Genomic DNA, 24201 nt, shown 5'->3' on the forward strand with positions numbered 1-24201 from the left:
CGCCCGCGGACCGCGACCGACGATCAGCGCGTCAGTGCGAGCGGGAAGCGCCTGTGGAGGAGCCGGCGGAGTGTTCGGATGAACCAGCACTGCTGCGCGAGACGTCGAGCACGATGATCGTGATGTTGTCGCGGCCGCCATTCTCGAGGGCGGCGGCCAGCATGGCGTCCACGGCCTCGCCCGGGTCGGCGTGCTCGTTGAGGAAGTGGCCGATGCCGTAGTCGGTGAGCTCCTTCGTCAGGCCGTCCGAGCAGATGACGAAGCGATCACGGTCGACGATGTCGAGCCGTACGTAGTCCGGTGTCACCGCCTCGCTGGGTCCCACCGCGCGCGTGATGACATTGCCGTACGGGTGGCTCTCGGCCTCTTCCGGGCTCAGTCGGCCCGCCGCCACGAGTTCCTGCACCACGGAGTGGTCGGTGGTGATCTGGTCGAGCACACCGTCGCGCTGCAGATAGACGCGCGAGTCGCCGATGTTCAGCGTGACCCAGGCCTCGCCCTCGGTCGTGTCCAGGAACACGCCGGTCAGCGTCGTCCCGGTGCCCTCGTCGGTGGTCTCGGGGTGCGAGACGATGTCCTTGACGGCCTTCACGAGCGCCTTCTCGATACCCCTGGGTGTGACGGAGCCGCGCTCCACGAGGGCTTCGAGACGGCCGATGGTGCTGGCGCTCGCGATCTCCCCGCCGATGTGGCCACCCATCCCGTCGGCGACGACGAAGAGGGGGTACGCGGCGAGAACGGCGTCCTGGTTCACCTCGCGACGGCGACCCGTGTGCGTGACGCCGGCCCAGGAGAGGGTCACACGGTCCCCACCGGGAAGCTGCACAGTGTGCGTGTGTGTCGGCGATGCAAGATCGGGCACGCGTCTGCCTCCGAGTCGATGGGTCGCACGCCGCACCCTGGATGCCCGCGCGCGGTCCTCACATACTAGTCGAGGTGCCCATCCGGCCGCGGAGGGAGGTCATCGGGACCGGAGGGCCGGCTTCTCAGGCCGCCGGGTCGGCGGGCAGCGGGAACAGCGCGTCGATCGCCGCGAGGTCCTCGTCGGAGGGCCTCCAGCCCTCTCCGGCGCGGGCGTTCGCCGCGACCTGCTCGGGGGAGGTCGCTCCGGCGATGACGCTGGCCAGGCCCGGCTGAGCAAGCAGCCAGCCGAAGGTGGCCTCCAGCATCGAGATGCCACGTTCGTCGCAGAATGCCTGGTAGCCCTCGAGGGCATCCCAGGGAGCCTCCGCCCAGAGATGCGGCCGCTGAGCCATGATGCGGCTGCCCTCCGGCCCGCCGGCTCGGGTGAACTTACCGGTCAGCAGGCCGTTGTAGAGAGGGAAGTACGGGAGGAACCCGACCCCGAAGCGGTTCGCCGCCGGCAGCACCTCGCGCTCCGCGCCCCTCGCCAGCAGGCTGTAGTGATTCTGGGCCGACACGAACGGCACCGAGCCGCGGGAGCGCGCCGTGAAATGAGCCTCGGCGAGCTGCCAGGCCGTGAAGTTCGAGTTGCCGATGTAACGGACCTTCCCTTCGCGCACGAGCTCGGTGAGAGCATCCAGCGTCTCCTCGATCGGCGTCTCCGGATCGGGAACGTGCAATTGGTAGAGGTCGATCCAATCCGTCTGCAGACGCCGGAGGGAGGACTCCACGGCGTGCCGGATGTACGCGCGTCCCCCCTTCGCGCCGAATGCTCCTTCACCCATGTCCCTCCCCGAATGGCCGAACTTCGTGGCGAGCACGACCTTGTCGCGCTTGCCCTTCAGCGCCTGCCCCATGAGCGCTTCGCTCAGGCCCGGCTGGGCACCGTACATGTCGGCCGTATCCAGAAAGGTGACGCCCTCATCGATCGCGGCATCCAGCACCGCTTGAGTGCCCTTGAGGGATTCCGTCTTCGTGCCTGGGCGCCCGAAGTTGTTGCAACCGAGGCCGACGGGAGAGACGAGCAGTCCGGATGCGCCGACTCGGCGCGGAGTGAGAGCCATGCCTCCACGCTACTGGCGCGCGCCAGCAAGCCGGGGGTTTGGGGCGGAGCCCCATTGAGCGGCTCCGGAAAGGCGCAGCCCCGATCGGAGCCGGTTCGGGCTCGGATCGGGGCTGCGGATCGGGGCTGTGGAGGGTTCAGAACCGGGGCGGCGGGGGCGCGTCCGGGGTGCCGGGCGTTGCCGGCGGCTCCGGCGAACTCGGCGGCTCGGGCGACACCGGAGGCTCCGGCGAGACCGGGGGCTCGGGCGACAGCGGCGCGGGAGCCGGCGGCGCGGCCGGCGGCGCCGTCGGGGGTGCCGGCGGGCCGGCGGGCGGCTGCGGCGCCCCGGGCGGCGGGTACGAGGCAGCGGGCGGCTGCGGGGCGCCGGTGGGAGGAGCGTACGAGCCGGGAGGCGGGTACGACCCTGGAGGCGGGTACGCCCCGGGCGCGGCCGGTCCGGAATCGGGGTACCCCGCTGCGGCGGTGGCCGGAGCGAGGCCGGCGCCCGGTTGAACGGGGACGCCCTGCCAGACGGTCGTGTCCGTCAGGAACGAGGTGCGCGCCCACGGGGCGGGCCGCAGGGCCGGGTTCCAGCGCGAGGGGCCGAGGGCGAGGATGCCGAGCCAGATCAGCGGACCGACACCGGGGATCAGCCAGAGCAGAAGCCAGTACCACTCCTTGCCGAGCTTCTCGCCGACGCGCCATGCGACGGCCACACCGACGGCGAGCGCGGCCAGCGAGAGCAGCCAGCCGATGACCGCCACCTGGCTCAGCAGGCTGGAGGCGACGATGGCGCCCAGCATCACCCATGGAGAGAAGTCACCCAGCTTGGCCAGGATCATGGCGTTGTACACCGGCACCCAGGCGCGCCACCTGCCCTGCACACCCGCCTTCTCGAAGATCTTCATCAGGAAGAAGGAGCCGATGGTGTACCCGGCGAGGGCGAAGAGCAGGAAGAGTGGAAGGAAGATCAGGACGAAGGCGAGCCACGCCCCCATCCCTTCATAGTCGTCATACACGGATGTGCTCCTTTACGGATGAGTTCGGGCCGCGTGTGCGCGCGTCACCGGGGAGCCTTCCGGCCCGCGTGCTACATGCTAGCGAGGGCGGGAGCCGGGATGCAGGAGGCTGGCCCCCGTATGTCGTTCCGACACGACGAGGTGCAGGATGCCGGGCTCCCCCGATTCCCGGAGGGCCCAGCCGGCCTCATCGGCCCAGCGGAGCAGTCCGGCGCGCGAGGCGACCCGGGCCCGCTCCATGGCGAGGGCGCGCACGAAGGCGCCCTTGGCATGCTTGTTGAAGTGATTGAGAGCCCTCGTCCGCCCTCCGTCGTCGTCCGCCACGACGCGCACATACGCCGCGGGTGACGCGGAAGGCACGGGCCCGAGTGCCACGTATGCCTCGGAGCGCATGTCGAGCACGAAGGCGGAGCTGTCCGCGATCGCACGGGTGACGGCATCCGCCCACACCCGCCGCAGCGGCGGGAGCCCCGGCAGCGAGATCCCGGCACCGAGCCTGTAGGAGGGGATTCGGTCGAGCGCCCCCACCGGCCCGAACGGGGCGGAGTGGATCAGCACGTGCGCGGACAGCCACCGCCTGGCCCCGGCATCCAGCGATGCGGCGTCGAGCGCACCGTACAGCACACCCGTGTAGCGATCGACCGCCGGGAGCGTCGGCGCCGTGCGCAGCAGGGCGTTGGCGGAAGCCTCGAAGGCCTGCGTCGAACCGAGCTTCAGCACTCGACGCGCCGACTCCGGGTCACGGGACAGTGCGATCAGCGCATCGACGGTCGCCTCCCGCTCGGCGGTGAGCGAAGGCAGCGCGAGGCCGGCGATGTCGAGGGGACGACGACCGCCGCCCGGCCGCTTCGTCTCCGAAGGTGGAAGAAGGATCAGCACGTGCTCGCTCGCAGACGGCGAAACGCGCCGCTTCCTGCCATGGAGGGCAGGGGCGGCGCGTTCCGCGAGATGGTTGCCGGGTCAGGCGATCAGCGCCGCGTTGCCCGCGACGATGGTGAGGTCGTTTCCCTCCATCGAGAGGAACCCGTCCTGCGCGTTCGCGAGGATCTTGGTCCCGTCGGCCTTCGTGATGCGAACCTGACCCTCGGCGAGAATCGCCAGAAGAGGCTCGTGGCCGGTCATGATGCCGATCTCGCCCTCGACGGTGCGCGCGATCACGAGAGTCGCCTCACCGGACCACACCTCCGCATCGGCCGCGACCAGGCTCACGTTGATGGCCATGATCAGCCATTCTCCTTCTGGATGCGCGCCCAGGCCTCTTCGACGTCGTTGATGCCGCCGACGTTGAAGAACGCCTGCTCGGCGACGTGGTCGAAGTCGCCCTTCACGATCGCGTCGAAGGACTCGATGGTCTCCTTGATGGGCACCGTGGAGCCCTCGACACCGGTGAACTTCTTGGCCATGTAGGTGTTCTGCGAGAGGAACTGCTGGATGCGGCGGGCGCGTGAGACGACCACCTTGTCCTCCTCGGAGAGCTCGTCGACGCCGAGGATCGCGATGATCTCCTGCAGTTCCTTGTTCTTCTGCAGGATCTGCTTGACCGACGTCGCCACCCGGTAGTGGTCCTCGCCGATGTAGCGGGGGTCGAGGATGCGGCTGGTCGAGGTGAGGGGGTCGACGGCCGGGTAGAGGCCCTTCGACGCGATCTCACGCGACAGCTCCGTCGTCGCGTCGAGGTGCGCGAACGTCGTCGCCGGCGCGGGGTCGGTGTAGTCGTCGGCGGGCACGTAGATCGCCTGGAGCGATGTGATCGAGTGACCGCGGGTCGAGGTGATGCGCTCCTGGAGCACGCCCATCTCGTCGGCGAGGTTCGGCTGGTAGCCCACCGCGGAGGGCATGCGACCGAGCAGCGTGGACACCTCGGAGCCGGCCTGCGTGAAGCGGAAGATGTTGTCGATGAAGAGCAGGACGTCCTGCTTCTGCACATCGCGGAAGTACTCGGCCATGGTCAGGGCCGACAGCGCGACGCGCAGGCGCGTGCCCGGCGGCTCGTCCATCTGGCCGAAGACCAGCGCGGTCTTGTCGAAGACGCCGGCCTCCTCCATCTCGTGGATGAGGTCGTTGCCCTCACGGGTGCGCTCGCCGACACCGGCGAACACGGACACACCACCGTGGTCCTGGGCGACGCGCTGGATCATCTCCTGGATGAGGACGGTCTTGCCGACGCCCGCACCGCCGAAGAGGCCGATCTTGCCGCCGAGCACGTACGGCGTCAGCAGGTCGATGACCTTGATGCCGGTCTCGAACATCTGGGTCTTCGACTCGAGCTGGTCGAAGTTCGGAGCCTTGCGGTGGATGCCCCAGCGCTCGGTGATCTCGATCTTCTCACCGGGCTCGGCGTTGAGCACCTCGCCGATGACGTTGAAGACCTTGCCCTTGGTGACGTCGCCGACCGGAACCGTGATCGGCCCGCCCGTGTTGCGCACCTCCTGGCCGCGGACGATGCCGTCCGTCGGCTTCAGAGCGATGGCGCGCACGAGGTCGTCGCCGAGGTGCTGCGCGACCTCGAGGGTGATCTCGGTCGACTCGTCGCCGATCACGATGGTGGTCTTGAGCGCGTTGTAGATGTCGGGGAGCGAGTCGTGCGGGAACTCGACGTCGACGACGGGACCGGTGACGCGCGCGACGCGCCCGACGACCGCGGTCTCCGCCTTCTTCTCGGCGGGTGCAATGAGAGTCATTGTCTTCTTCTCTTTCAGCGGTGAATGGACTCAGCGGTGAACAGGAACCGGGAGTGGTGAACTACTTCGACGACAGCGCGTCGGCGCCGCCGACGATCTCGGCGATCTGCTGGGTGATCTCGGCCTGACGCGCGTTGTTGCGCAGCCGGGTGTAATCGGTGATGAGCTTGTCGGCGTTGTCGCTCGCCGACTTCATCGCCTTCTGCGTTGCCGCGTGCTTCGCGGCGGAGGACTGGAGCATGGCGTTGAAGACCCGGCTCTGGATGTACACGGGAAGCAGCGCGTCGAGCACCGTCTCGGCATCCGGCTCGAACTCGTAGAGCGGGTACACCTGGTTGTCCGCCGTGGCCGACGCATCGGCCTCGACGATCTGCAGGGGAAGCAGGCGCACGGTCTCGGGCGACTGCGTCATCATGCTCACGAAGCGGTTGTACACGAGGTGGATCTCGTCGACGCCGCCGGCCTCGTAGTCGCGCGCGAACGCATCCAGCAGCGTCGCGGCGATCTCCTCCGCGGTGTGGAAGTGCGGCGTGTCGGTGTCGCCCGTCCACTCGGCGGCGCTCTCGAGGCGACGGAACTGGAAGTAGCCGACCGCCTTGCGCCCCACGAGGTAATAGGTGACCTCGCGGCCCTGCGACTTCAGCAGCTCGGACATCTCCAGTCCCTCGCGGAGGATCTGCGAGTTGAAGGCGCCGGCGAGGCCGCGATCGGACGCGAAGATCACGACCGCCGAGCGGCGGACCACGTCGGGCTCGCGCGTCAGCGGGTGATCGACGTTGGAGTGCGTCGCAACCGCCGAGACGGCCCGCGTCACAGCCCGCGCGAACGGCGAGGATGCGCGGACGCGCGTCATCGCCTTCTGGATGCGCGAGGCAGCGATGAGCTCCATCGCCTTGGTGATCTTCTTGGTCGTCTGAGCAGTGTTGATCTTCTGCTTGTAGACCCTCAGTTGTGCGCCCATAGTGTGCCTGTCGGCTTCCTAACCCCGGCGTCCCTTGACGATCTGCTCCTGGTTGACGTCTTCGGCATCCGCCGGCGCGAACTCCTCGTGACCGGGGCGATCGATCGCCTGACCGCGGCCGCCCTGGAACTCCAGGATGAACTCGTCGGTGCGCTTGCCGAGCTCGGCGGCAGTGTCGTCATCGAGCACGTTGGTGTCGCGCAGGGTGTCGAGCACCGTCGTGTTGCGACGAAGGTAATCCAGCAGCTCGCGCTCGAAGCGCAGCACGTCCTCGACCTCGATCGTGTCGAGCTTGCCGTTCGTGCCGGCCCAGATCGAGACGACCTGCTCCTCGACGGGGTAGGGCGAGTACTGCGGCTGCTTGAGCAGCTCGGTGAGGCGCGCGCCACGGGAAAGCTGGCGCCGCGACGTCGCGTCGAGGTCGCTCGCGAACATCGCGAAGGCCTCGAGCGAGCGGTACTGGGCCAGCTCGAGCTTCAGCGTTCCCGAGACCTTCTTGATGGACTTGACCTGCGCGTCGCCGCCGACTCGCGACACCGAGATGCCGACGTCGACCGCGGGGCGCTGGTTGGCGTTGAAGAGGTCGGACTGCAGGAAGATCTGGCCGTCGGTGATCGAGATCACGTTGGTCGGGATGTAGGCCGACACGTCGTTGGCCTTCGTCTCGATGATCGGCAGGCCGGTCATCGAGCCCGCGCCGAGCTCGTCCGAGAGCTTCGCGCAGCGCTCGAGCAGGCGGGAGTGCAGGTAGAAGACGTCGCCGGGGTACGCCTCGCGGCCCGGCGGGCGGCGCAGCAGAAGCGACACGGCGCGGTACGCCTCGGCCTGCTTGGTCAGGTCGTCGAAGATGATCAGGACGTGCTTTCCGTCGTACATCCAGTGCTGGCCGATGGCAGAGCCGGTGTACGGGGCGAGGTACTTGAAGCCGGCGGGGTCGGATGCCGGGGCGGCGACGATCGTCGTGTACTCCAGTGCGCCCGCGTCCTCGAGCGCGCCCTTGACGGCCGCGATCGTGGAGCCCTTCTGCCCGATGGCGACGTAGATGCAGCGCACCTGCTTCGTCACATCGCCCGAGTCCCAGTTGGCCTTCTGGTTGATGATCGTGTCGAGCGCGATCGCGGTCTTGCCGGTCTGGCGGTCGCCGATGATGAGCTGGCGCTGGCCACGGCCCACCGGGATCATCGCGTCGATCGCCTTGATGCCCGTCTGCATCGGCTCGTGCACCGACTTGCGCTGCATGACGCCCGGTGCCTGCAGTTCGAGCGCGCGGCGCTCGGTGGAGACGACCTCGCCGAGCCCGTCGATGGGCTGGCCGAGGGGGTCGACCACGCGGCCGAGGTAGGCGTCGCCGACGGGGACCGAGAGGACCTCACCCGTGCGGGTGACTTCCTGGCCGGCCTCGATGCCGGAGAACTCGCCGAGCACGACGACACCGATCTCGTGTTCGTCGAGGTTGAGCGCGAGCCCCTTGGTGCCGTCCTGGAACGTCACGAGCTCGTTCGCCATGACGCCGGGGAGTCCCTCGACGTGGGCGATGCCGTCGGCGGCGTCGATGACGGTTCCGACCTCGGTCGCCGCGGCGCCGGTGGGCTCGTATGCGGCGACGAAGTCCTTCAGCGCGTCACGGATGACGTCGGGGCTGATCGATAGTTCTGCCATTGTCTTCCTTCGTGTTGTGGGGCTTTCGCCCCTCCGCGCGAGGCGGGAAATCCAGGTACTAGCCCGCGAGCTTCTGTCGGAGGTCCGCGAGGCGGGACGCGATGCTGCCATCAATGACATCATCGGCGATCTGCACGCGCAATCCGCCCACGACGGCCGGATCGATGACCTCGTTGAGCGAGACGCCCGAGCCGTAACGGCGGGAGAGCGTCTCGATGAGGCGGTTCTGCTGGGCGAGGCTCAGCGGTGCCGCGGTGACGACGGTGGCGACGGTGCGCCCCCGCTGGTCGGCGACGATCTGCATCGCGCGCGTCAGCAGCTGGCGAACGCGGCGCTCGCGAGGCTGCTGTACCAGCGATGACACGATGAGGGCCGTCGCCGTGTTGGCGCGGCCGTCGAGCAGCTTGTGCACCAGTGCGCCCTTGGCGCTCGTGTCGCCGAGGCGACTGCCCAGCGCGAGCTCCAGCTGCGGGTTCTCGGCGACGATCCGTGACACGCGGAACAGCTCGCCCTCGACGTCGGCGCGCTTGTCGGCGACGGTGGCCGCCCGCACCGCGAGCTCCTCGATGCCGTCGACCAGGTCGGCCGAGTTGGACCACCGCTGCCCGACGACCGAGGTCAGGAGGGCGATGGTGCCCGGCTGGAAGCTCGATCCGAAGATGTCCGACACGAGCCGCGAGCGCGACTCGAGGGCTGCCGTCGGGTCGGCCAGCGCGCCGCTCAGGTGCGACGACTCACCGATGACACGCGCCGCGGCGAAGAGCTCCTGGGCGGTCTCGAGGTCGACAGCCTTCTCGGCGTCGAGCGCGGCGACGATCGTCCCGAGTGCCTGAGTGGACGCGCTGCCCATCAGCGGGCTGCCTTTTCCGACGCCGTCTTCTCGGACGCCTCGAGCTCCGCGAGGAACCGGTCGACGACATTCTGCGCCTTCTGGTCGTCGGAGAGCGACTCGCCGATCACGCCCCCGGCGAGATCGAGAGCCAGGGTGCCGACCTCGGAGCGCAGCGACACGAGAGCGCTCTGGCGCTCCGCCTCGATCTGCGCGTGCGCGGTGGCCGTGATGCGAGCGGCGTCCGCCGATGCGGCATCCTTCGCCTCTGCGACGATCTGCTTGCCTTCATCCCGGGCGTGCTCGCGGATCTCGCCGGCTTCGCGCCGGGCGTCGGCGAGCTGAGCCGTGTACTGCGCCAGGGCCGCTTCGGCCTTCTTCTGGGCCTCGTCGGCCTTCTCGATGTTGCCCTCGATCGCGGCGGCGCGCTGGTCGAGCAGCGCCTGCATGCGAGGCAGGACGGCCCTCCAGAACACCAGCAGGATGACGATGAAGCACACGCCGGACCAGATGATGTCGTACCACGCCGGGATCAGCGGGTTCGACGCCGCCTCGCCCTCTTCGGCGGCGAGCGTGACAAGAGCGCTCAGCATCCTGTCTCCTTACGTCGTGAGCGGATGGCTAGTAGCCGAAGATGAAGCCGGTCGCGATACCGATGAACGCGAGCGCCTCGGTGAACGCGATACCGATGAACATGAGCACCTGGAGGCGCCCCGCGAGCTCGGGCTGACGCGCGACGCCCTCGATCGTCTTTCCGACGACGATGCCCACGCCGATGGCCGGGCCGATCGCAGCAAGGCCGTAGCCGACGGTGGCGATGGAGCCGGTGACCTCGGCGAGAACCGTAGTTGCATCCACGGGTGTTTTTCCTTTCGTTGTGGGCGGCGAAGCCTGCCCGCTAGTGCTCTTCCGCGACCGCGAGCTGGATGTAGACCGCGGTGAGGATCGTGAAGACGTACGCCTGGAGGAAAGCCACCAGGATTTCGAAGAGTGTGAAGACGAAGCCGAACGCAAGCGTTCCCGCTCCCAGCAGCGTCCACCAGCCACCGAGGGTGACGACGAAGAACTGCGTCGCGGAGAAGAACAGGACGAGCATCAGGTGGCCGACGATCATGTTCATCAGCAGTCGGAGCGTCAGAGTGATCGGCCGGATGATGAACGTCGAGAGGAACTCGAGCGGGATGATCAGGATGTAGAGCACCCACGGCAGGCCCGAGGGCATCAGCGAGTTCTTGAAGAAGTTGGACGGGCTCTTCTTGATGCCGGCGTAGATGAAGGTGACGTACGAGACGATCGCCAACAGCAGCGGGACCGCGATGACGCTCGTGCCGGCGATGTTCAGGAACGGGATGACACCCGTCATGTTCATGAACAGGATCATGAAGAAGAACGTCGTCAGGATCGGCAGGAACCGATTGCCGTCTTTGCGGCCGAGGAGGTCGTGCGCGATGTTGACGCGGACGAAGTCCAGCCCCATCTCGATGACGCTCTGGAACCGGCTCGGCACCATCCTCATGCGGCGCGTGCCGATCAGGAAGACGATGATGAGGACCACGGTCGCGAGCATCTGGATCAGATTGATCCGGGTGATGGCGAAGAGCGTGCCCTCGAAGAAGATCGGTTCGGGGAAGAACTCCTCGATGGACGGCGGATGGAACTCACCGTCGGATGAGGATGCCTTGGCGATGAAAGTCGCGGCTTGAGTCAACAGGGCTGGCTCCAGCTTCGGGGCACCGATTGGGGACCGATGCGACGATGAGTGATGAGCGTCATCCACGAGGCGGCATGACGCCAATGACGGCGATGTGCAGGCCCGCGGGAACGGATTCAGCCTACCAAGGATTCCGCGCGGTCAGAAACCGGACGGCCCCGAACCGGGTCGGTCCGCGGACGACGACTCGTCGCCGGGAAGGGTGACATCCGACGCGTGCGGCATCCGCATGCGCATCATCACGATGATGTCGATGATCAGCGACGCAAGGATGCTGACGACGATCGCTACGAAGAACACGGTCGGATTCACCCACGGCTGCCCCCGCACGAGGAGCAGGACGACGATGAACACCACGAATTTGAGGATCCAGCCGCCGAGGACGATGGCGAAGAAGACCGGCACGTAGAGGTCGCTTCCGAACCACCGATTCGCCACAAGGATGCTGGCCCCGGTGATCGCGAGGAAGACGGCCGCCAGCAGCACGCCGGCGAGGGCGCTCCACAGGCCGTCCTGGCCGGCGACGAGGTAGCCGATCACCGAGCCGACGACGGCGAGGGCGGCCGTCACGACGGCGCTCCACGTGAGGGTGGCGCGAAGGACGGGTGTGCTCGAGACGGTGGCGCCGCTCATCGGGCCTCCTCCAGGTTCTGCGCGTTCGCGCTCGGGGGGTTCGGCGCATCAGCGCGCGGGGGCTTCGGCGCGGTGGCGAGCGGGCGTGCCGCGGCTGATGCGCGACGGGAGGGCATGAGGGTCACCACGAGGCACGCGGCGGCGCCGACGACGCCGAAGGCGACGCCGATCCAGTACGTGCCGGGCCAGTCCTCGCGGACAGCGATGTACATGAGCAGCACGGCGATGCCGATCACGGCCGTCCATGCGTAGAAGATCAGCACAGCGTCGCGGTCTGTGTGGCCCATGTCGAGCATCCGGTGATGCAGGTGCTTGCGGTCGGGCGAGAAGGGCGACTTGCCTGCTTGCATGCGACGGATGACGGCAAGGCCGAAATCCAGCAGCGGCAGCATCACCACGACGACCGGCAGCAGGATCGGGATGAAGGCACCGAGCAGCTGGGAGCGGCCGATCTCGTCGGGGTCGAGTACCGCCGGATCGAGCTGTCCCGTGATCGCGATGGCAGAGGTGGCCATCAGCAGACCGAGGACCAAGGCCCCTGAGTCCCCCATGAAGATCTTCGCCGGGTTCCAGTTGAGCGGCAGGAAGCCGGCGCAGGCGCCGACCAGCACGGCTGCGAGGAAGGAAGCGAGGTTGAAGTAGGTGCTCGAGCCGATATCGCGGACCAGCATGTAGGAATAGGCGAAGAAGATGCCGTTCGAGATGAGGCATACGCCGGCGACGAGCCCGTCGAGTCCGTCGATGAAGTTCACCGCGTTCATCACGATGACGATCGCGAAGACGGTCAGGGTGACGCTCACGACGCTCGAGCCGACGGCCAGGCCGCCGATCGGCAGCGAATAGATCTGGAGCTCGCCGAACCACGCGATCACGCCGGCGGCCAGGAACTGCGCACCGAGCTTGATCATCCAGTCGAGGTCCCACAGGTCATCGGCGACGCCGATGAGGACGATGATGGTGCTCGCGATCAGGATGGCGACCACCGGTCTCGGATTCACCCAGAAGATCTCGAAGAACGGGTTCGCCGCCGAGACGGCGATGGCCGCGACGATCGCCAGATAGATCGCCACTCCCCCGAGCCGCGGTGTCGGGTTCTTGTGCACGTCCCGCTCGCGGATGCCGGGGTAGAGCTTGTACCGGAGGCTCAGCTGCCACACCGCCCAGGCGAGCGACAGCGTCATCGCGGCGGTGAAGAGGATGGTGAAGACGTACTGCTTCACTCGGCGCCGTCCGGTTGCTCGTCCGGGTCCTCTTCGAGGAGGTCGGCAAGCACCCCTCGCAACTGCTCGCGCGAGACCGCACCGTCGCGCAGCACGCGCACTCGCCGGTCCGCGTCGTCCGAGGAGGGGCCGACGAGGCTGGTGGCATCGATGATGGTTGACGCCACGCCCGTCGTGGACGGGCCGCCGTTCAGGTAGATCGACACGCTGTCCCCGAGCATCTGCAGCGCGGCGTCGACCCCCACGGCGGCCGGCCGCCCGGTGAGGTTGGCGCTGGAGACGGCGAGCGGACCGGTCTCCTCCAGCAGTTCGAGCGCGATGTGGTGAGCGGGCATCCGCACGGCGACCGTGCCGCGGGTCTCCCCGAGATCCCACGCGAGGGACGGCTGCGAAGGGAGCACGATCGTCAGGCCGCCGGGCCAGAACTCGGCGACCAGTCGCTCGATGGGTTCTGGGACCTCCTGCACGAGCGCGTTCAGCGTCGATACACCCGCCACCAGCACGGGCGGGGGCTGCTGTCGCCCTCGGCCCTTGGCATCGAGGAGGCGCTGCACCGCTCGGGCGCTGAACGCGTCGGCCGCGACGCCGTAGACGGTGTCGGTCGGCAGCACCACGAGCTCGCCGCGGCCGATCGCCTGGCGCGCGTGGCGCATGCCGGAGAGCAGCTGCGCCTCGTCGCTGCAGTCGTATACGGGAGACATGTCGCTTCGAGTCTACGGGGAGCAGGCTGGGAACTCAGGGCCGGACGGCCGTCGTCGCGCGGTCGCGGAGGGTGAGGTCCGGGTGGGTGGCGGCCGCGCGCCAGCCGTCCGCCGTGAGCAGCGCGCGGATGTCGGCTCCCTGCCACTCGCCATGCTCGATCACGACCGTGGCGCCGGGGTGTGCGAGACGGAGCGCAGCGCGGCTCACCTCTCGCACGACATCCAGGCCGTCCGGGCCCCCGTAGAGGGCCGCCTGCGGGTCGAAGAGACGCACCTCGGGGTCGCGGGGAATCGCGTTCTCCGGCACGTACGGTGGGTTGGAGACGATGACCGACACCGTACCGTCGAGCTCCGGGAAGGCCTTCGCCAGGTCGACGAAGGCGAGGCGGGCGTTATCCGCACCGACCCGCTCGAAGTTCTCCCTGGTCCAGATGAAGGCATCGACGGAGTTCTCCGCCGCGTAGACCCGGGCATGCGGCACTTCGGTCGCGAGCGCGAGGGCGATGGCCCCGCTGCCCGTGCCGAGATCGACGGCGATCGGTGACGCCGACGCGACCGCGCTCAGCGCGTCGATGGCTATCTGGGCGACGATCTCGGTCTCCGGGCGTGGCACGAAGACCCCGGGTCCCACCTTCAGCTCGAGATGCCGGAACGGCGCGACCCCGGTGATGTGCTGCAGCGGCTCGCGACCGGCCCGCCGTTCGGTCAGCTCATCGAGAGCGGCCACCGCCTCGGCCGGCAGAGCGTCGCCTCGCACCACCGCGGCCTGGACGGCGCCACGACTGACCTGCAGCACGTGCCCGAGCAGCAGCTCGGCATCCACCATCGGGTCGGCGATGCCCGCCCTCTCAAGACGCTCCGCGGTGCGCTCGAGGGTGGCACGCGCCGTCGCGGTCGCCGCGCGCTCGGGCTGGTCGGAGGATTCAGGCATGGGCGGCCCCAGCCTACCGGGGGCCTCCTGCGTTATTGCGTCACACGCGGCTCCGGCGCGGGGACCTCCTCTAGGCTTGGTCGGCGTTGGAACCCACTCGCTTACCCGTCCGCGAAAGGCAGGCCATGGCCGGCATCCACCCCGACATCACAACCGCATTCGGCAACACACCGCTGGTACGTCTGAACCGGCTTACAGAGGGCCTCGGCGCCGAGGTCCTCGTCAAGCTCGAGTTCTACAACCCCGTCTCCAGCGTGAAGGATCGCCTCGGCATCGCCATCGTCGATGCCGCGGAGGCATCCGGTGAGCTTCCCCCCGGTGGCACGATCGTGGAGTCCACGAGCGGCAACACCGGCATCGCCCTCGCGATGGTGGGCGCGGCCCGCGGCTACAAGGTCATCCTGACGATGCCGTCGTCGATGTCGAAGGAGCGCCGCACGCTGCTCAAGGCATTCGGCGCCGAGCTCGTGCTCACCGACCCCACCAAGGGCATGTCGGAGGCCGTCAACATCGCGAAGCAGATCGTCGCGGACACCCCCGGTGCGATCTGGGCCCGCCAGTTCGAGAACGAGGCGAATCCGGCCATCCACCGCAAGACGACAGCCGAGGAGATCTGGAACGACACCGACGGCGAGGTCGACATCTTCATCGCCGGCGTGGGCACGGGTGGAACGATCACCGGCGTCGGCCAGGTGCTCAAGGAGCGCAAGCCGGACGTGCAGATCATCGCGGTCGAGCCGAAGGACTCCCCCGTGCTGACCGAGGGACACCCCGGCCCCCACAAGATCCAGGGCATCGGCCCCAACTTCGTGCCGGCGATCCTCGACCGCAGCGTGCTCGACGAGGTCATCGACGTCGAATTCGACGACGCGATCCGCGTCGCCCGCGACACGGCGACGGAAGAGGGCATCCTCGTGGGCATGTCGAGCGGCGCCGCCATCTGGGCCGCCCTCGAGGTCGCCAAGCGTCCGGAGAACGCCGGCAAGAAGATCGTCGTGATCGTGCCCTCCGCGGGCGAGCGGTACCTCAGCACCGCCCTCTACGAGCACATCCGCGAGGACTGAGGGTGACGGTCTGGGGCCGCGTCCGCGAAGACGTCACCGCGGCCAAGCTTCGCGACCCCGCCGCGCGGGGCGGTCTGGAGATCGCCCTGCTCTACCCCGGCCTGCACGCCGTCTGGGCGTACCGGGTCACGCATGTGCTGTGGCGACGGGGCGCCCGCTTTCCGGCCCGCGCCCTGTCCCAGTTCACGCGCTGGCTGACGGGCATCGAGATCCACCCTGGTGCCGTCATCGGCCGGCGATTCTTCATCGACCACGGCATGGGCGTCGTCATCGGCGAGACGACCGAGATCGGCGACGACGTGATGCTCTACCACGGCGTCACGCTCGGCGGCCGTCAGCGCGAGGGCGGCAAGCGGCACCCGACGCTCGGCGACGGCGTCGCCGTCGGTGCGGGCGCGAAGGTGCTCGGGCCCATCACCATCGGCGCGGGCACGGTCATCGGCGCGAACGCGGTGGTGACACGCGATGCGGCACCGGATTCGGTGCTCGTCGGGGTGCCCGCGACGTCGCGCGTTCGTCGATCCGGTGAGGACACCCGGGCGCTGCTGACGGCGCCCGAGTACCACATCTGACCCGCTACAGGGCCGGTGCGCGGCGCTCTTCGACCTTCCTCTTGATGAAGACCATGGGCAGGAGCCACGTCGCGAGCGCGGTCACGAGCCACACGATCAGCGGCGCGAGGATCCACGTCAGCACGACGGGTGTCCCGATGTTCAATCCGTCGACCAGCCACTCGACGATCAGGAGCGACACGAACGTCGACAGGATTCCGATTCCGCCCAGGAAGGCGGGCGCGTGACGGTGGGTCATCTTCATGATGAACGGCGCGAGCACGCTCTGAAGGACGGCGAAGATCACGACCGCGAGGGCGAAGCCCTGCCAGTCGGACCAGTCGATCGAGAATCCGGGGAGCACCCAGTCGGCGACGATGAGACCCAGGGCGGCGGAGAGCAGGAAGATGAAGCCGCGCAAGAGGAGCATGATCACGTGCCGAGCGTAGCGCGAACCTCGGGCCGACGAGCTTCCGTCGCTCGCGCGGGGTTCCGAGCGGCTCAGCCTGGCAGCAGCCGGATGTCGCCCGCCGGCGACCGCGCGAGAAGCCGTTCATCGAGCACCTCGCGGTACTGGGCGATCGCGGCGAGGATGATCGCGACGCCGATCATCTCGGCCGCCTCCTCGAGATGCACCAGAACCTGATTCGACCCCGCGGGAAGCTGGCCGATGAATTCCATGCCCGCCGACCCGCCGACGAAGATCACTCCGGCCGCGGCGACCTGGTACGCGATCCGTCGCGGCAGCTTCCAGAGCAGGGGCGCCGTGGCGAGTGCGAACACGATCACCAGCGGCAGGAGCAGGGCGGAGACGATCGAGGATCCCTCGTGCATCTGGATCAGCTCATCCAGCGAGAGATACAGGAAGGTTGCGGAGAGGAACGCCCACGACCACCACGGTGACAGGCGAAAGGATCGCTCGACCCGCGCGACGTCCGATGCGACGAGGGCGACCACGGCCAGCAGGACGGTCGAGTACCAGGCGGGCAGATTCCGCTCGTTGTTCACGTCCAGCCAGAACCCCGCGAACTGGGTCGCCCGGTGGATGATGCCGTCGTCGGGGTGGGTCAGGGTCTCGAGGGTGACGGCGACGGCGCTTGCGAGCACGGCCAGGAGAGCCAGGCCCAGAAGCCAGCGCCGCAGGAGACGGGAGGGGACCGTGATACGAAGGATCGGATTGCCTCTCATGCCGACGACGACTCGCCGGCCTCGGGTAGGCAGGAGTTCGACGCCCGGCTGCGGGTGCACCCGTACGGTGGAGCGGGGCTGCACGGACGGTGACCAGTCTACAGACGGCGTGTGAACGACGCGTTACGGAGCGGAGACCGACGCTTCCGGATGCGGAGCGCGCCCCCGCCTGCAGAACGCCGAGCTCAGTCGTCGGAGCCGAGGGCGGCGAGCCGCAGCTCCTCGTCGGCCGCGATGCACGACTCGACGATGGGACCGAGGGCGCCGTCCATCACCTGGTCGAGGTTGTACGCCTTGTACCCCGTCCGATGGTCCGCGATGCGGTTCTCCGGGAAGTTGTACGTGCGGATGCGCTCGGATCGGTCCATACCGCGGATCTGCGACTTGCGGGCATCGGATGCCGCGGCATCCAGCTCCTCCTGCTGCTTGGCGAGGATGCGCGCGCGCAGCACGCGCATGCCGGCCTCGCGGTTCTGCAGCTGCGACTTCTCGTTCTGCATCGAGACGACGATCCCCGTCGGGAGGTGCGTGATGCGCACGGCCGAGTCGGTGGTGTTCACGGACTGCCCGCCGGGGCCGGAGGATCGGAAGACATCGATCTTCAGGTCGTTGGGGTTGATCTCGACCTCGTCGGGCTCGTCCACCTCGGGGAACACCAGCACGCCGGTGGTCGAGGTGTGGATGCGGCCCTGCGACTCGGTGGCGGGCACACGCTGCACGCGGTGCACGCCGCCCTCGTACTTGAGGTGCGCCCAGACGCCCTGCGCCGGGTCCGTCGAGGAGCCCTTGATGGCGACCTGCACGTCCTTGAAGCCGCCGAGATCGGACTCGGTGCGCTCCAGCAACTCGGTCTTCCAGCCCTTCGAGGCCGCGTACTGCATGTACATCCGGAGCAGGTCGGAGGCGAAGAGGGCGCTCTCGGCGCCGCCCTCACCGCCCTTGATCTCCATGATGACGTCGCGCGCGTCGTCGGGGTCGCGAGGGATCAGGAGGCGCCGGAGGCGCTCCTGAGTCGTCGCGAGGGCCTCTTCGAGGGCCGGGACCTCGGCGGCGAAGGCCTCGTCGTCGCGCGCCAGCTCGCGCGCGGCATCCAGATCATCGGATGCCGCGTTCCACGCGTCGTAGGCGGCGACGATCCTCGAGAGCTCTGCGTAACGCCGATTGACGCGCTTGGCGCGCGCCGCGTCGGCATGCACGGCCGGGTCGGAGAGCTCCTCCTGGACGGCTTTGTGCTCCTCGATGAGGGTCTTCACCGAATCGAACATGAATGCTCCGAACGACGCGGGTCAGCGAATGTTGTTCTCGTGCCCGTGGCTGTGCCCGCCGCCGGTGGGCGTCGGGATCGACTTCTGCATCTGCACCAGGAACTCGACGTTGGACTGCGTCTCCTTGAGCTTGCCGAGCACGACCTCGAGCGCCTGCTGCGTGTCGAGGCCTGCGAGGGCACGACGCAGCTTCCACGTGATCTTGACCTCGTCGGCCGAGAGCAGCATCTCTTCTCGGCGGGTGCTCGACGCGTTGACGTCGACGGCCGGGAAGATGCGCTTGTCGGCGAGCTGGCGGGACAGGCGCAGCTCGCTGTTGCCGGTGCCCTTGAACTCCTCGAAGATGACCTCGTCCATCTTGGATCCGGTCTCCACCAGCGCGGTCGCGAGGATCGTGAGCGATCCGCCGTTCTCGATGTTGCGGGCCGCGCCGAAGAAGCGCTTCGGCGGGTAGAGCGCCGAGGCGTCCACACCGCCCGTGAGCACTCGACCGGACGTCGGTGCAGAGATGTTGTACGCACGGCCGAGGCGGGTGATCGAATCCAGCAGCACGACGACATCGCGGCCGAGCTCGACGAGGCGCTTCGCCCGCTCGATGGCCAGCTCGGCGACGGTGGTGTGATCCTCCGCCGGACGGTCGAATGTCGAGGCGATCACTTCGCCGCGCACGGTGCGCTGCATGTCGGTGACCTCTTCCGGACGCTCATCGACGAGCACGACCATGAGGTGGACCTCGGGGTTGTTCGTCGCGATGGCGTTCGCGATCTGCTGCAGCACGATCGTCTTGCCCGCCTTGGGGGGCGCGACGATGAGGCCGCGCTGGCCCTTGCCGATGGGGGCGACGAGGTCGATGATCCGCTGGGTCAGCTTCTCGGGCGCCGTCTCCAGGCGCAGGCGCTCCTGCGGGTACAGCGGCGTCAGCTTGCCGAACTCGACGCGGGTCGCGGCGTCCTCGACGGACAGCCCGTTGACCGAGTCGACCTTGACGAGCGCGTTGTACTTCTGACGCCCCGACTGCTCGCCCTCGCGGGGCTGCTTGATCGCACCGACGACGGCGTCGCCCTTGCGGAGGTTGTACTTCTTGACCTGGCCGAGCGAGACGTAGACATCGCTCGTGCCCGGGAGGTAGCCGGTGGTGCGCACGAACGCGTAGTTGTCGAGCACGTCGAGGATGCCGGCCACGGGGATGAGGACGTCATCCTCGCCGATCTCGGTCTCGAACTCGTCGCCGACCTGACCGCGGCGCTTGTTGCGCTGTCGATTGCGGGCGCTCTGCGAGCTCTCGTCGTCGGCGTCGGCATCCTTCGAAGCCGCTTGCTGGGCGTTGTTGTTCTGCCCGCGCTGCGGCTGCTGCTGGCCCCCCTGCTGGCCCTGCGCGGCCGGCTGGGTCGCCTGGCCGTTGTCGCCGCCCTGGCCGCCCTGACCGCGGTTGCGGTTGCGGTTGCGGTTGCGGTTGCGACCGCGGCTGGGTGCGTCATCGCCGGCGTCGGCGGATGCCGCGGACTCGCCGCCCTCTTCGGCGGAGGAAGCCTCGTCGGCGGGCGTCTCGTCGGCGGGCGTCTCGTCGGCGGGCGTCTCGTCGGCGGGCGTCTCGTCAGCGGGCGACTCGTCGGCGGGCGACTCGTCGGCGGGCGACTCGTCGGCGGGCGCCTCGTCGGCGGGCGTCTGGGCCTCTTCGGCGGCAGGCACCTCGGCCGGGGCCTCGGTCGGCTCTGCGGCCTCCTCGGCGCCCGCGACGGGCGCTTCGGCCTGCTCGGACTCTTCGACCGGCGCCTCGGTCGGCTCGACCGGCGCTTCGATCAGCTCCGCCGGCGCCTCCGCCTGCTCGGCCGGCTCGACGGGCGCCTCGGCCGGTGCGACGTCGGCGGTCTTCGCTCGACGCGGAGCGCGTGCGCGCGGCGGTGCGCCTGCTGCGGTGTCGGCCGAGCTCGCCCGACGGGGCGCGCGCTTGCGTGCGGGCTTCTCGGCGGGGGCCTCGGCCGGCGCCTGCTCGGGCTCGACGGGTGCGACCGTCGAGGTCGAGAGCTCGGATGCCTCGATGGAGGTGATCGCCTCGGCGACCTCCGCCTGTGCGACGGCGTCCTCGGCTGGGGCCTGCGCGTCGGCTGCTGTCGCATCCTCGGCAGGGGCTTCGGTGCCCTGCGCCTCGGTCTGGTCGATCGACTCTTCGCCCTCGGCGGGCGCGTTGTCGGTGTGGATCTCGGAGATGGACTCCACGAGTTCTCCCTTGTAAACGTGTGGATGATCAGACTGCACGCGACGTACGCCACAACGACGTCGGCCCGCGCCGCCCTTCGACAAGCTCAGGGTCCGGTGGACATGCTCGATACCGGGAGGCGGGGTCGTGCAGGGTTTCGCAGATTGCGATCGGAGGCCAGAGTCACGCAGTTACGTGGAACCCTCCGTTATGTCCCTCACTGTACCACCCTTGAAGTCGACGGCCAGCATGAGCGCGTCCCACGGAGTGTCCGATCGGGCCACGATCTCGGCGGCCTCCAGCCGCCGCCCAGGCCCATCGGCGAGCACGAGGACGCTGGGGCCGGCACCCGATACCACCGCCGCATATCCGTGCGCCCGAAGGTCGCGGACGAGGCCGATGGTGACCGGCATGGCGTCGGCCCGGTAGTCCTGGTGCAGCTTGTCCTCGGTCGCCGCGAGCAGCAGTTCGGGGCTCTGGATGAGCGCCGCGATCAGCAGCGCGGACCTCGACACGTTGAACACGGCGTCCTCGCGGGGAACCTGCAACGGCTGCATGCTCCGGGCGAGGCTGGTGGACATGGTGAACTCGGGGACGAAGACGAGGGGGGAAACGCCCCGGTGCACGAGGAGCTTCTTGTGCTGGGGGCCGTCGTTCGACATCCAGGCGATCGTCAGCCCGCCGAAGAGCGCCGGCGCGACGTTGTCCGGGTGACCTTCGAGCTCGGTGGCCAGTCGCAGCAGGTCATCGCTGCTCATCTCGACGTCGCCCTCCAGCAGGCCCTTCGCGGCGAGCAGGCCCGCGACCACGGCGGCGCCCGATGAGCCCATCCCCCGCCCGTGCGGGATGACGTTGCGTGCGACGATGCGAAGCCCCGGCATCCGCCTGCCGAACGCCTCGTAGGCGTAGGCCATCGCGCGCACCACGAGGTGCGACGCGTCGCGCGGGACGTCGGCGGCGCCCTGCCCAGAGACCTCGATCTCCAGGCCCGGCTCCGGAAGCGATGTCACCTCGAGCTCGTCGTACACGGACAGGGCGAGCCCGAGGGTGTCGAAGCCGGGTCCGAGGTTGGCGCTCGTCGCCGGCACGCGCACGGCGACCGTGCGCCCTTCGACAGGCTCAGGAACCGGGGCTGGTGTCACGCGGGCGCCCCTACCGGCACCAATCCCAGCACGGACGCGACGTCCGACGTGGTGGCCTCCACGACGGTGGGGCGGATGTCGCTGCCGTCGGCGGCGCGGAGGGCCCACTGCGGGTCCTTGAGTCCGTGGCCCGTCACGGTCAGCACGACCCGCGCGCCCTGCGGCACGACGCCCGCCTCGACGCGGTCGAGCAGGCCCGCGACGCTGATCGCCGACGCGGGCTCGACGAAGATGCCGACCTCGCCCGCGAGCAGCTTCTGCGCCGCGAGGATGCGCGTGTCATCGATCGCGCCGAACCAGCCGTCGGTCGCCACCCGCGCCTCGAGGGCGAGGTCCCAGGATGCCGGGTTGCCGATGCGGATCGCGCTGGCGATGGTCTCGGGGTTCTTCACGATCTCGCCCCGCACCAGCGGCGCGCTGCCTTCGGCCTGGAATCCGAACATGCGAGGGACGCGCGTCGCGACCCCTCGTTCGGCCTCTTCGCGATAGCCGCGCGAGTAGGCGGTGTAGTTGCCGGCGTTGCCGACGGGGATGAAGTGGAAGTCGGGCGCGTCGCCCAGCACCTCCACGACCTCGTACGCTGCCGTCTTCTGGCCCTCGATCCGGTCGGGGTTGACGGAGTTCACCAGGTGCACCGGATAGGAGTCGGCGAGCTCGCGGGCGATTTCGAGGCAGTCGTCGAAGTTGCCGCGGATCTGGATGAGCTGGCCGTTGTGCGCGACGGCCTGGCTGAGCTTCCCCATGGCGATCTTGCCCTCGGGCACGAGCACCGCGGCCGTGATCCCGGCGTGGGCCGCATAGGCTGCGGCCGATGCCGAGGTGTTGCCCGTCGACGCGCAGATGACGGCCTTCGCGCCGTGCTCGACCGCGCGCGAGAGGGCGACGGTCATGCCGCGGTCCTTGAACGAGCCGGTCGGGTTCATCCCCTCGAACTTGACCCAGACATCGGTCCCCGTGCGGCGCGAGAGCGCCGGCGCCGGGAGGAGCGGCGTGCCGCCCTCTCCGAGGGTCACGACGGTCGAGGCGTCGGTCACTCCGAGTCGGTCGGCGTATTCGCGCAGAACTCCGCGCCAGACGTGTGCCATGTCACTCTCCTTCTACTCGCAGCACCGAGACGACCCGTTCGACGACGCCGCTTGCCGCGAGTCGATCGACGGTGTCGCTCAGGTCCTGCTCCCGTGCGGTGTGGGTTCCGATGACGAGACGGGCGACGCCGCCCTCCTCGCCCAGGTGATGACCGGCCAGCGCTTCGTCTCGCTTCGCGGTTCCTGAGCCAGGAGCGGAGCGATGAGACGAAGGGCGCTCAGCGACCGAGTCTGTGATGACGGTCTGCTCGACCGTCGCGACGGAGACGCCGCCGTCGCTGAGGATGCCGGCGACGGTGGCGAGCACGCCGGTCTCGTCGTCGACCTCGAGCGTGATCTGGTACCGGGTCGAGACGTGCCCGATCGGCACGAGGGGAAGGTTCGCGAGCGTGGACTCCCCCACGCCGACCCCGCCGGCGATGTGCCGTCGGGCGGCCGAGACGACGTCGCCGAGCACCGCCGAAGCGGTCTGCACGCCGCCGGCACCGGCGCCGTAGAACATGAGGTTGCCGGCGGCCTCCGCCTCGACGAACACGGCGTTGTTCGCCCCGTGCACGCTGGCGAGGGGGTGGTCGCGGTGGATCAGGGCCGGGTAGACACGCACGGAGATCGACTCGGATGCCGCACCCGCGGCATCCGCACCGCCGTTCGTGGCGGCGAGCCGTTCGCACACCGCGAGCAGCTTGATGACGTAGCCGGCATGGCGGGCGGAGTCGATCATCGCCTTGTCTATGCCCGTGATCCCCTCGCGGTGCACTGCGTCGAGCGGGACCGTCGTGTGGAACGCGAGGCTGGCGAGGATCGCCGCCTTCTGCGCCGCGTCGTAGCCCTCCACGTCGGCCGTCGGGTCGGACTCCGCATAGCCGAGCTGCTGCGCCTGCGCGAGCACGTCGGAGAAGTCGGCGCCCTCGGTGTCCATGCGGTCGAGGATGTAGTTGGTCGTGCCGTTGACGATGCCCATGATGCGCCGCACGCGGTCGCCCGCCAGGCTGTCACGAAGGGGCCGGATGATCGGTATCGCGCCCGCGGCGGCGGCCTCGTAGTACACCTGCGCGCCGACCTGGTCGGCGGCGTCGAACAGCTCCGGACCGTGCGTCGCGAGGAGGGCCTTGTTGGCCGTCACCACGTCGGCCCCGGAGTTGATCGCCTGCAGCACGTACTGCTTCGCGGGCTCGATGCCGCCCATCAGCTCGATGACGATGTCGGCGCCCATGATGAGCGTTTCGGCGTCGGTCGTGAAAAGCTCCGGCGGCAGCTCGGTGTCGCGGGGGGCGTCGATGTCGCGCACGGCGATGCCGACGAGCTCGAGCGCCGCGCCCGCGCGGTCGGCGAGCTCGTCCCCGTGCTTCAGCAGCAGCGCGGCGACCTGCGACCCCACGGCTCCGGCCCCGAGCAGGGCCACCCTCAAGCGGCGAT

25 protein-coding genes are annotated in these 24201 nt (G+C 68.9%); 2 read left to right on the forward strand and 23 right to left on the reverse strand.

Annotated elements, in window-relative coordinates:
• Positions 1–31 precede the first annotated feature (31 nt).
• The 16 genes from ACPW96_RS05915 to prmC all read right to left on the reverse strand — a co-directional run bounded on the left by ACPW96_RS05915 (position 32) and on the right by prmC (position 14293).
• Complete coding sequence (locus tag ACPW96_RS05915) at positions 32–862, reverse strand: PP2C family protein-serine/threonine phosphatase (protein WP_425882333.1); 831 nt, start codon at positions 860–862, stop codon at positions 32–34.
• A 124-nt stretch (positions 863–986) separates the two neighbouring features.
• On the reverse strand, positions 987–1967 hold the full coding sequence (locus tag ACPW96_RS05920; protein WP_425882334.1) for an aldo/keto reductase: 981 nt from the start codon (positions 1965–1967) through the stop codon (positions 987–989).
• A 136-nt stretch (positions 1968–2103) separates the two neighbouring features.
• Positions 2104–2967, reverse strand: a complete 864-nt coding sequence (locus tag ACPW96_RS05925; protein WP_425882335.1) for a hypothetical protein — start codon at positions 2965–2967, stop codon at positions 2104–2106.
• A 78-nt stretch (positions 2968–3045) separates the two neighbouring features.
• Positions 3046–3846, reverse strand: a complete 801-nt coding sequence (locus tag ACPW96_RS05930; RefSeq protein ID WP_425882336.1) for a YaaA family protein — start codon at positions 3844–3846, stop codon at positions 3046–3048.
• An 81-nt stretch (positions 3847–3927) separates the two neighbouring features.
• A complete protein-coding gene (locus ACPW96_RS05935) occupies positions 3928–4188 on the reverse strand; it encodes a F0F1 ATP synthase subunit epsilon (RefSeq protein ID WP_425817395.1) in 261 nt (86 codons plus the stop codon).
• Positions 4189–4190: 2 nt separating this feature from the next.
• Complete coding sequence (atpD, locus tag ACPW96_RS05940; RefSeq protein ID WP_425817393.1) at positions 4191–5648, reverse strand: F0F1 ATP synthase subunit beta; 1458 nt, start codon at positions 5646–5648, stop codon at positions 4191–4193.
• Between the two features lie 61 nt (positions 5649–5709).
• Positions 5710–6609: a F0F1 ATP synthase subunit gamma gene (locus ACPW96_RS05945; RefSeq protein ID WP_425882337.1), complete on the reverse strand. Its 900-nt coding sequence runs from the start codon at positions 6607–6609 to the stop codon at positions 5710–5712.
• 18 nt (positions 6610–6627) lie between these two features.
• The gene (atpA, locus tag ACPW96_RS05950) at positions 6628–8268 is read right to left on the reverse strand and encodes a F0F1 ATP synthase subunit alpha (protein ID WP_425882338.1); all 1641 of its coding nucleotides are present in this window, start codon (positions 8266–8268) and stop codon (positions 6628–6630) included.
• 58 nt (positions 8269–8326) lie between these two features.
• Positions 8327–9118 (reverse strand): F0F1 ATP synthase subunit delta, encoded by a 792-nt coding sequence (locus ACPW96_RS05955; RefSeq protein ID WP_425817387.1) that lies wholly within the window; start codon positions 9116–9118, stop codon positions 8327–8329.
• Positions 9118–9690, reverse strand: coding sequence for a F0F1 ATP synthase subunit B (locus ACPW96_RS05960; RefSeq protein WP_425817385.1), 573 nt, complete (start codon positions 9688–9690; stop codon positions 9118–9120). The genes ACPW96_RS05955 and ACPW96_RS05960 overlap by 1 nt, the downstream gene beginning before the upstream one ends.
• Before the next feature lie 28 nt (positions 9691–9718).
• Positions 9719–9955 carry a F0F1 ATP synthase subunit C gene (gene atpE / locus ACPW96_RS05965; protein WP_425882339.1) on the reverse strand — a complete coding sequence of 79 codons (237 nt, stop codon included), beginning with the start codon at positions 9953–9955 and terminating at the stop codon, positions 9719–9721.
• Between the two features lie 40 nt (positions 9956–9995).
• Positions 9996–10805, reverse strand: a complete 810-nt coding sequence (gene atpB, locus ACPW96_RS05970; RefSeq protein ID WP_425882340.1) for a F0F1 ATP synthase subunit A — start codon at positions 10803–10805, stop codon at positions 9996–9998.
• A gap of 144 nt (positions 10806–10949) precedes the next feature.
• The gene (locus ACPW96_RS05975) at positions 10950–11441 is read right to left on the reverse strand and encodes a hypothetical protein (RefSeq protein ID WP_425882341.1); all 492 of its coding nucleotides are present in this window, start codon (positions 11439–11441) and stop codon (positions 10950–10952) included.
• Complete coding sequence (locus ACPW96_RS05980; RefSeq protein WP_425817377.1) at positions 11438–12661, reverse strand: MraY family glycosyltransferase; 1224 nt, start codon at positions 12659–12661, stop codon at positions 11438–11440. Before ACPW96_RS05980 ends, ACPW96_RS05975 begins: the two co-directional genes overlap by 4 nt.
• On the reverse strand, positions 12658–13362 hold the full coding sequence (locus ACPW96_RS05985) for an L-threonylcarbamoyladenylate synthase (RefSeq protein WP_425882342.1): 705 nt from the start codon (positions 13360–13362) through the stop codon (positions 12658–12660). The genes ACPW96_RS05980 and ACPW96_RS05985 overlap by 4 nt, the downstream gene beginning before the upstream one ends.
• A 34-nt stretch (positions 13363–13396) precedes the next feature.
• Positions 13397–14293: a peptide chain release factor N(5)-glutamine methyltransferase gene (gene prmC, locus ACPW96_RS05990; protein WP_425817373.1), complete on the reverse strand. Its 897-nt coding sequence runs from the start codon at positions 14291–14293 to the stop codon at positions 13397–13399.
• 125 nt (positions 14294–14418) lie between these two features.
• Between prmC and cysK the strand changes: the two genes are divergently transcribed.
• Positions 14419–15357, forward strand: a complete 939-nt coding sequence (gene cysK / locus ACPW96_RS05995) for a cysteine synthase A (protein WP_425817371.1) — start codon at positions 14419–14421, stop codon at positions 15355–15357.
• A gap of 2 nt (positions 15358–15359) precedes the next feature.
• Positions 15360–15929 carry a serine O-acetyltransferase EpsC gene (epsC, locus tag ACPW96_RS06000; protein WP_425882343.1) on the forward strand — a complete coding sequence of 190 codons (570 nt, stop codon included), beginning with the start codon at positions 15360–15362 and terminating at the stop codon, positions 15927–15929.
• 4 nt (positions 15930–15933) lie between these two features.
• On the opposite strand, the gene ACPW96_RS06005 is transcribed toward epsC, so the two are convergent.
• From ACPW96_RS06005 to ACPW96_RS06035, 7 genes are all read right to left on the reverse strand, one after another.
• Entirely contained in the window at positions 15934–16344 is a 411-nt protein-coding gene (locus ACPW96_RS06005; protein WP_425882344.1) for a phage holin family protein, read from the reverse strand.
• Positions 16345–16409: 65 nt separating this feature from the next.
• Positions 16410–17180, reverse strand: a complete 771-nt coding sequence (locus ACPW96_RS06010) for a hypothetical protein (RefSeq protein WP_425882345.1) — start codon at positions 17178–17180, stop codon at positions 16410–16412.
• A 101-nt stretch (positions 17181–17281) separates the two neighbouring features.
• Positions 17282–18361, reverse strand: a complete 1080-nt coding sequence (gene prfA, locus ACPW96_RS06015; protein ID WP_425817367.1) for a peptide chain release factor 1 — start codon at positions 18359–18361, stop codon at positions 17282–17284.
• Between the two features lie 21 nt (positions 18362–18382).
• On the reverse strand, positions 18383–20578 hold the full coding sequence (gene rho, locus ACPW96_RS06020; protein ID WP_425882346.1) for a transcription termination factor Rho: 2196 nt from the start codon (positions 20576–20578) through the stop codon (positions 18383–18385).
• 171 nt (positions 20579–20749) lie between these two features.
• Positions 20750–21700, reverse strand: a complete 951-nt coding sequence (thrB, locus tag ACPW96_RS06025) for a homoserine kinase (RefSeq protein ID WP_425882347.1) — start codon at positions 21698–21700, stop codon at positions 20750–20752.
• Positions 21697–22785 carry a threonine synthase gene (gene thrC, locus ACPW96_RS06030; protein ID WP_425882348.1) on the reverse strand — a complete coding sequence of 363 codons (1089 nt, stop codon included), beginning with the start codon at positions 22783–22785 and terminating at the stop codon, positions 21697–21699. Before thrC ends, thrB begins: the two co-directional genes overlap by 4 nt.
• 1 nt (position 22786) lies before the next feature.
• Positions 22787–24193, reverse strand: coding sequence for a homoserine dehydrogenase (locus ACPW96_RS06035; RefSeq protein ID WP_425882594.1), 1407 nt, complete (start codon positions 24191–24193; stop codon positions 22787–22789).
• Positions 24194–24201 lie beyond the last annotated feature (8 nt).

Source organism: Micromonospora sp. DT81.3, from assembly GCF_049847225.1.
Lineage (GTDB): Bacteria > Actinomycetota > Actinomycetes > Actinomycetales > Microbacteriaceae > Microbacterium.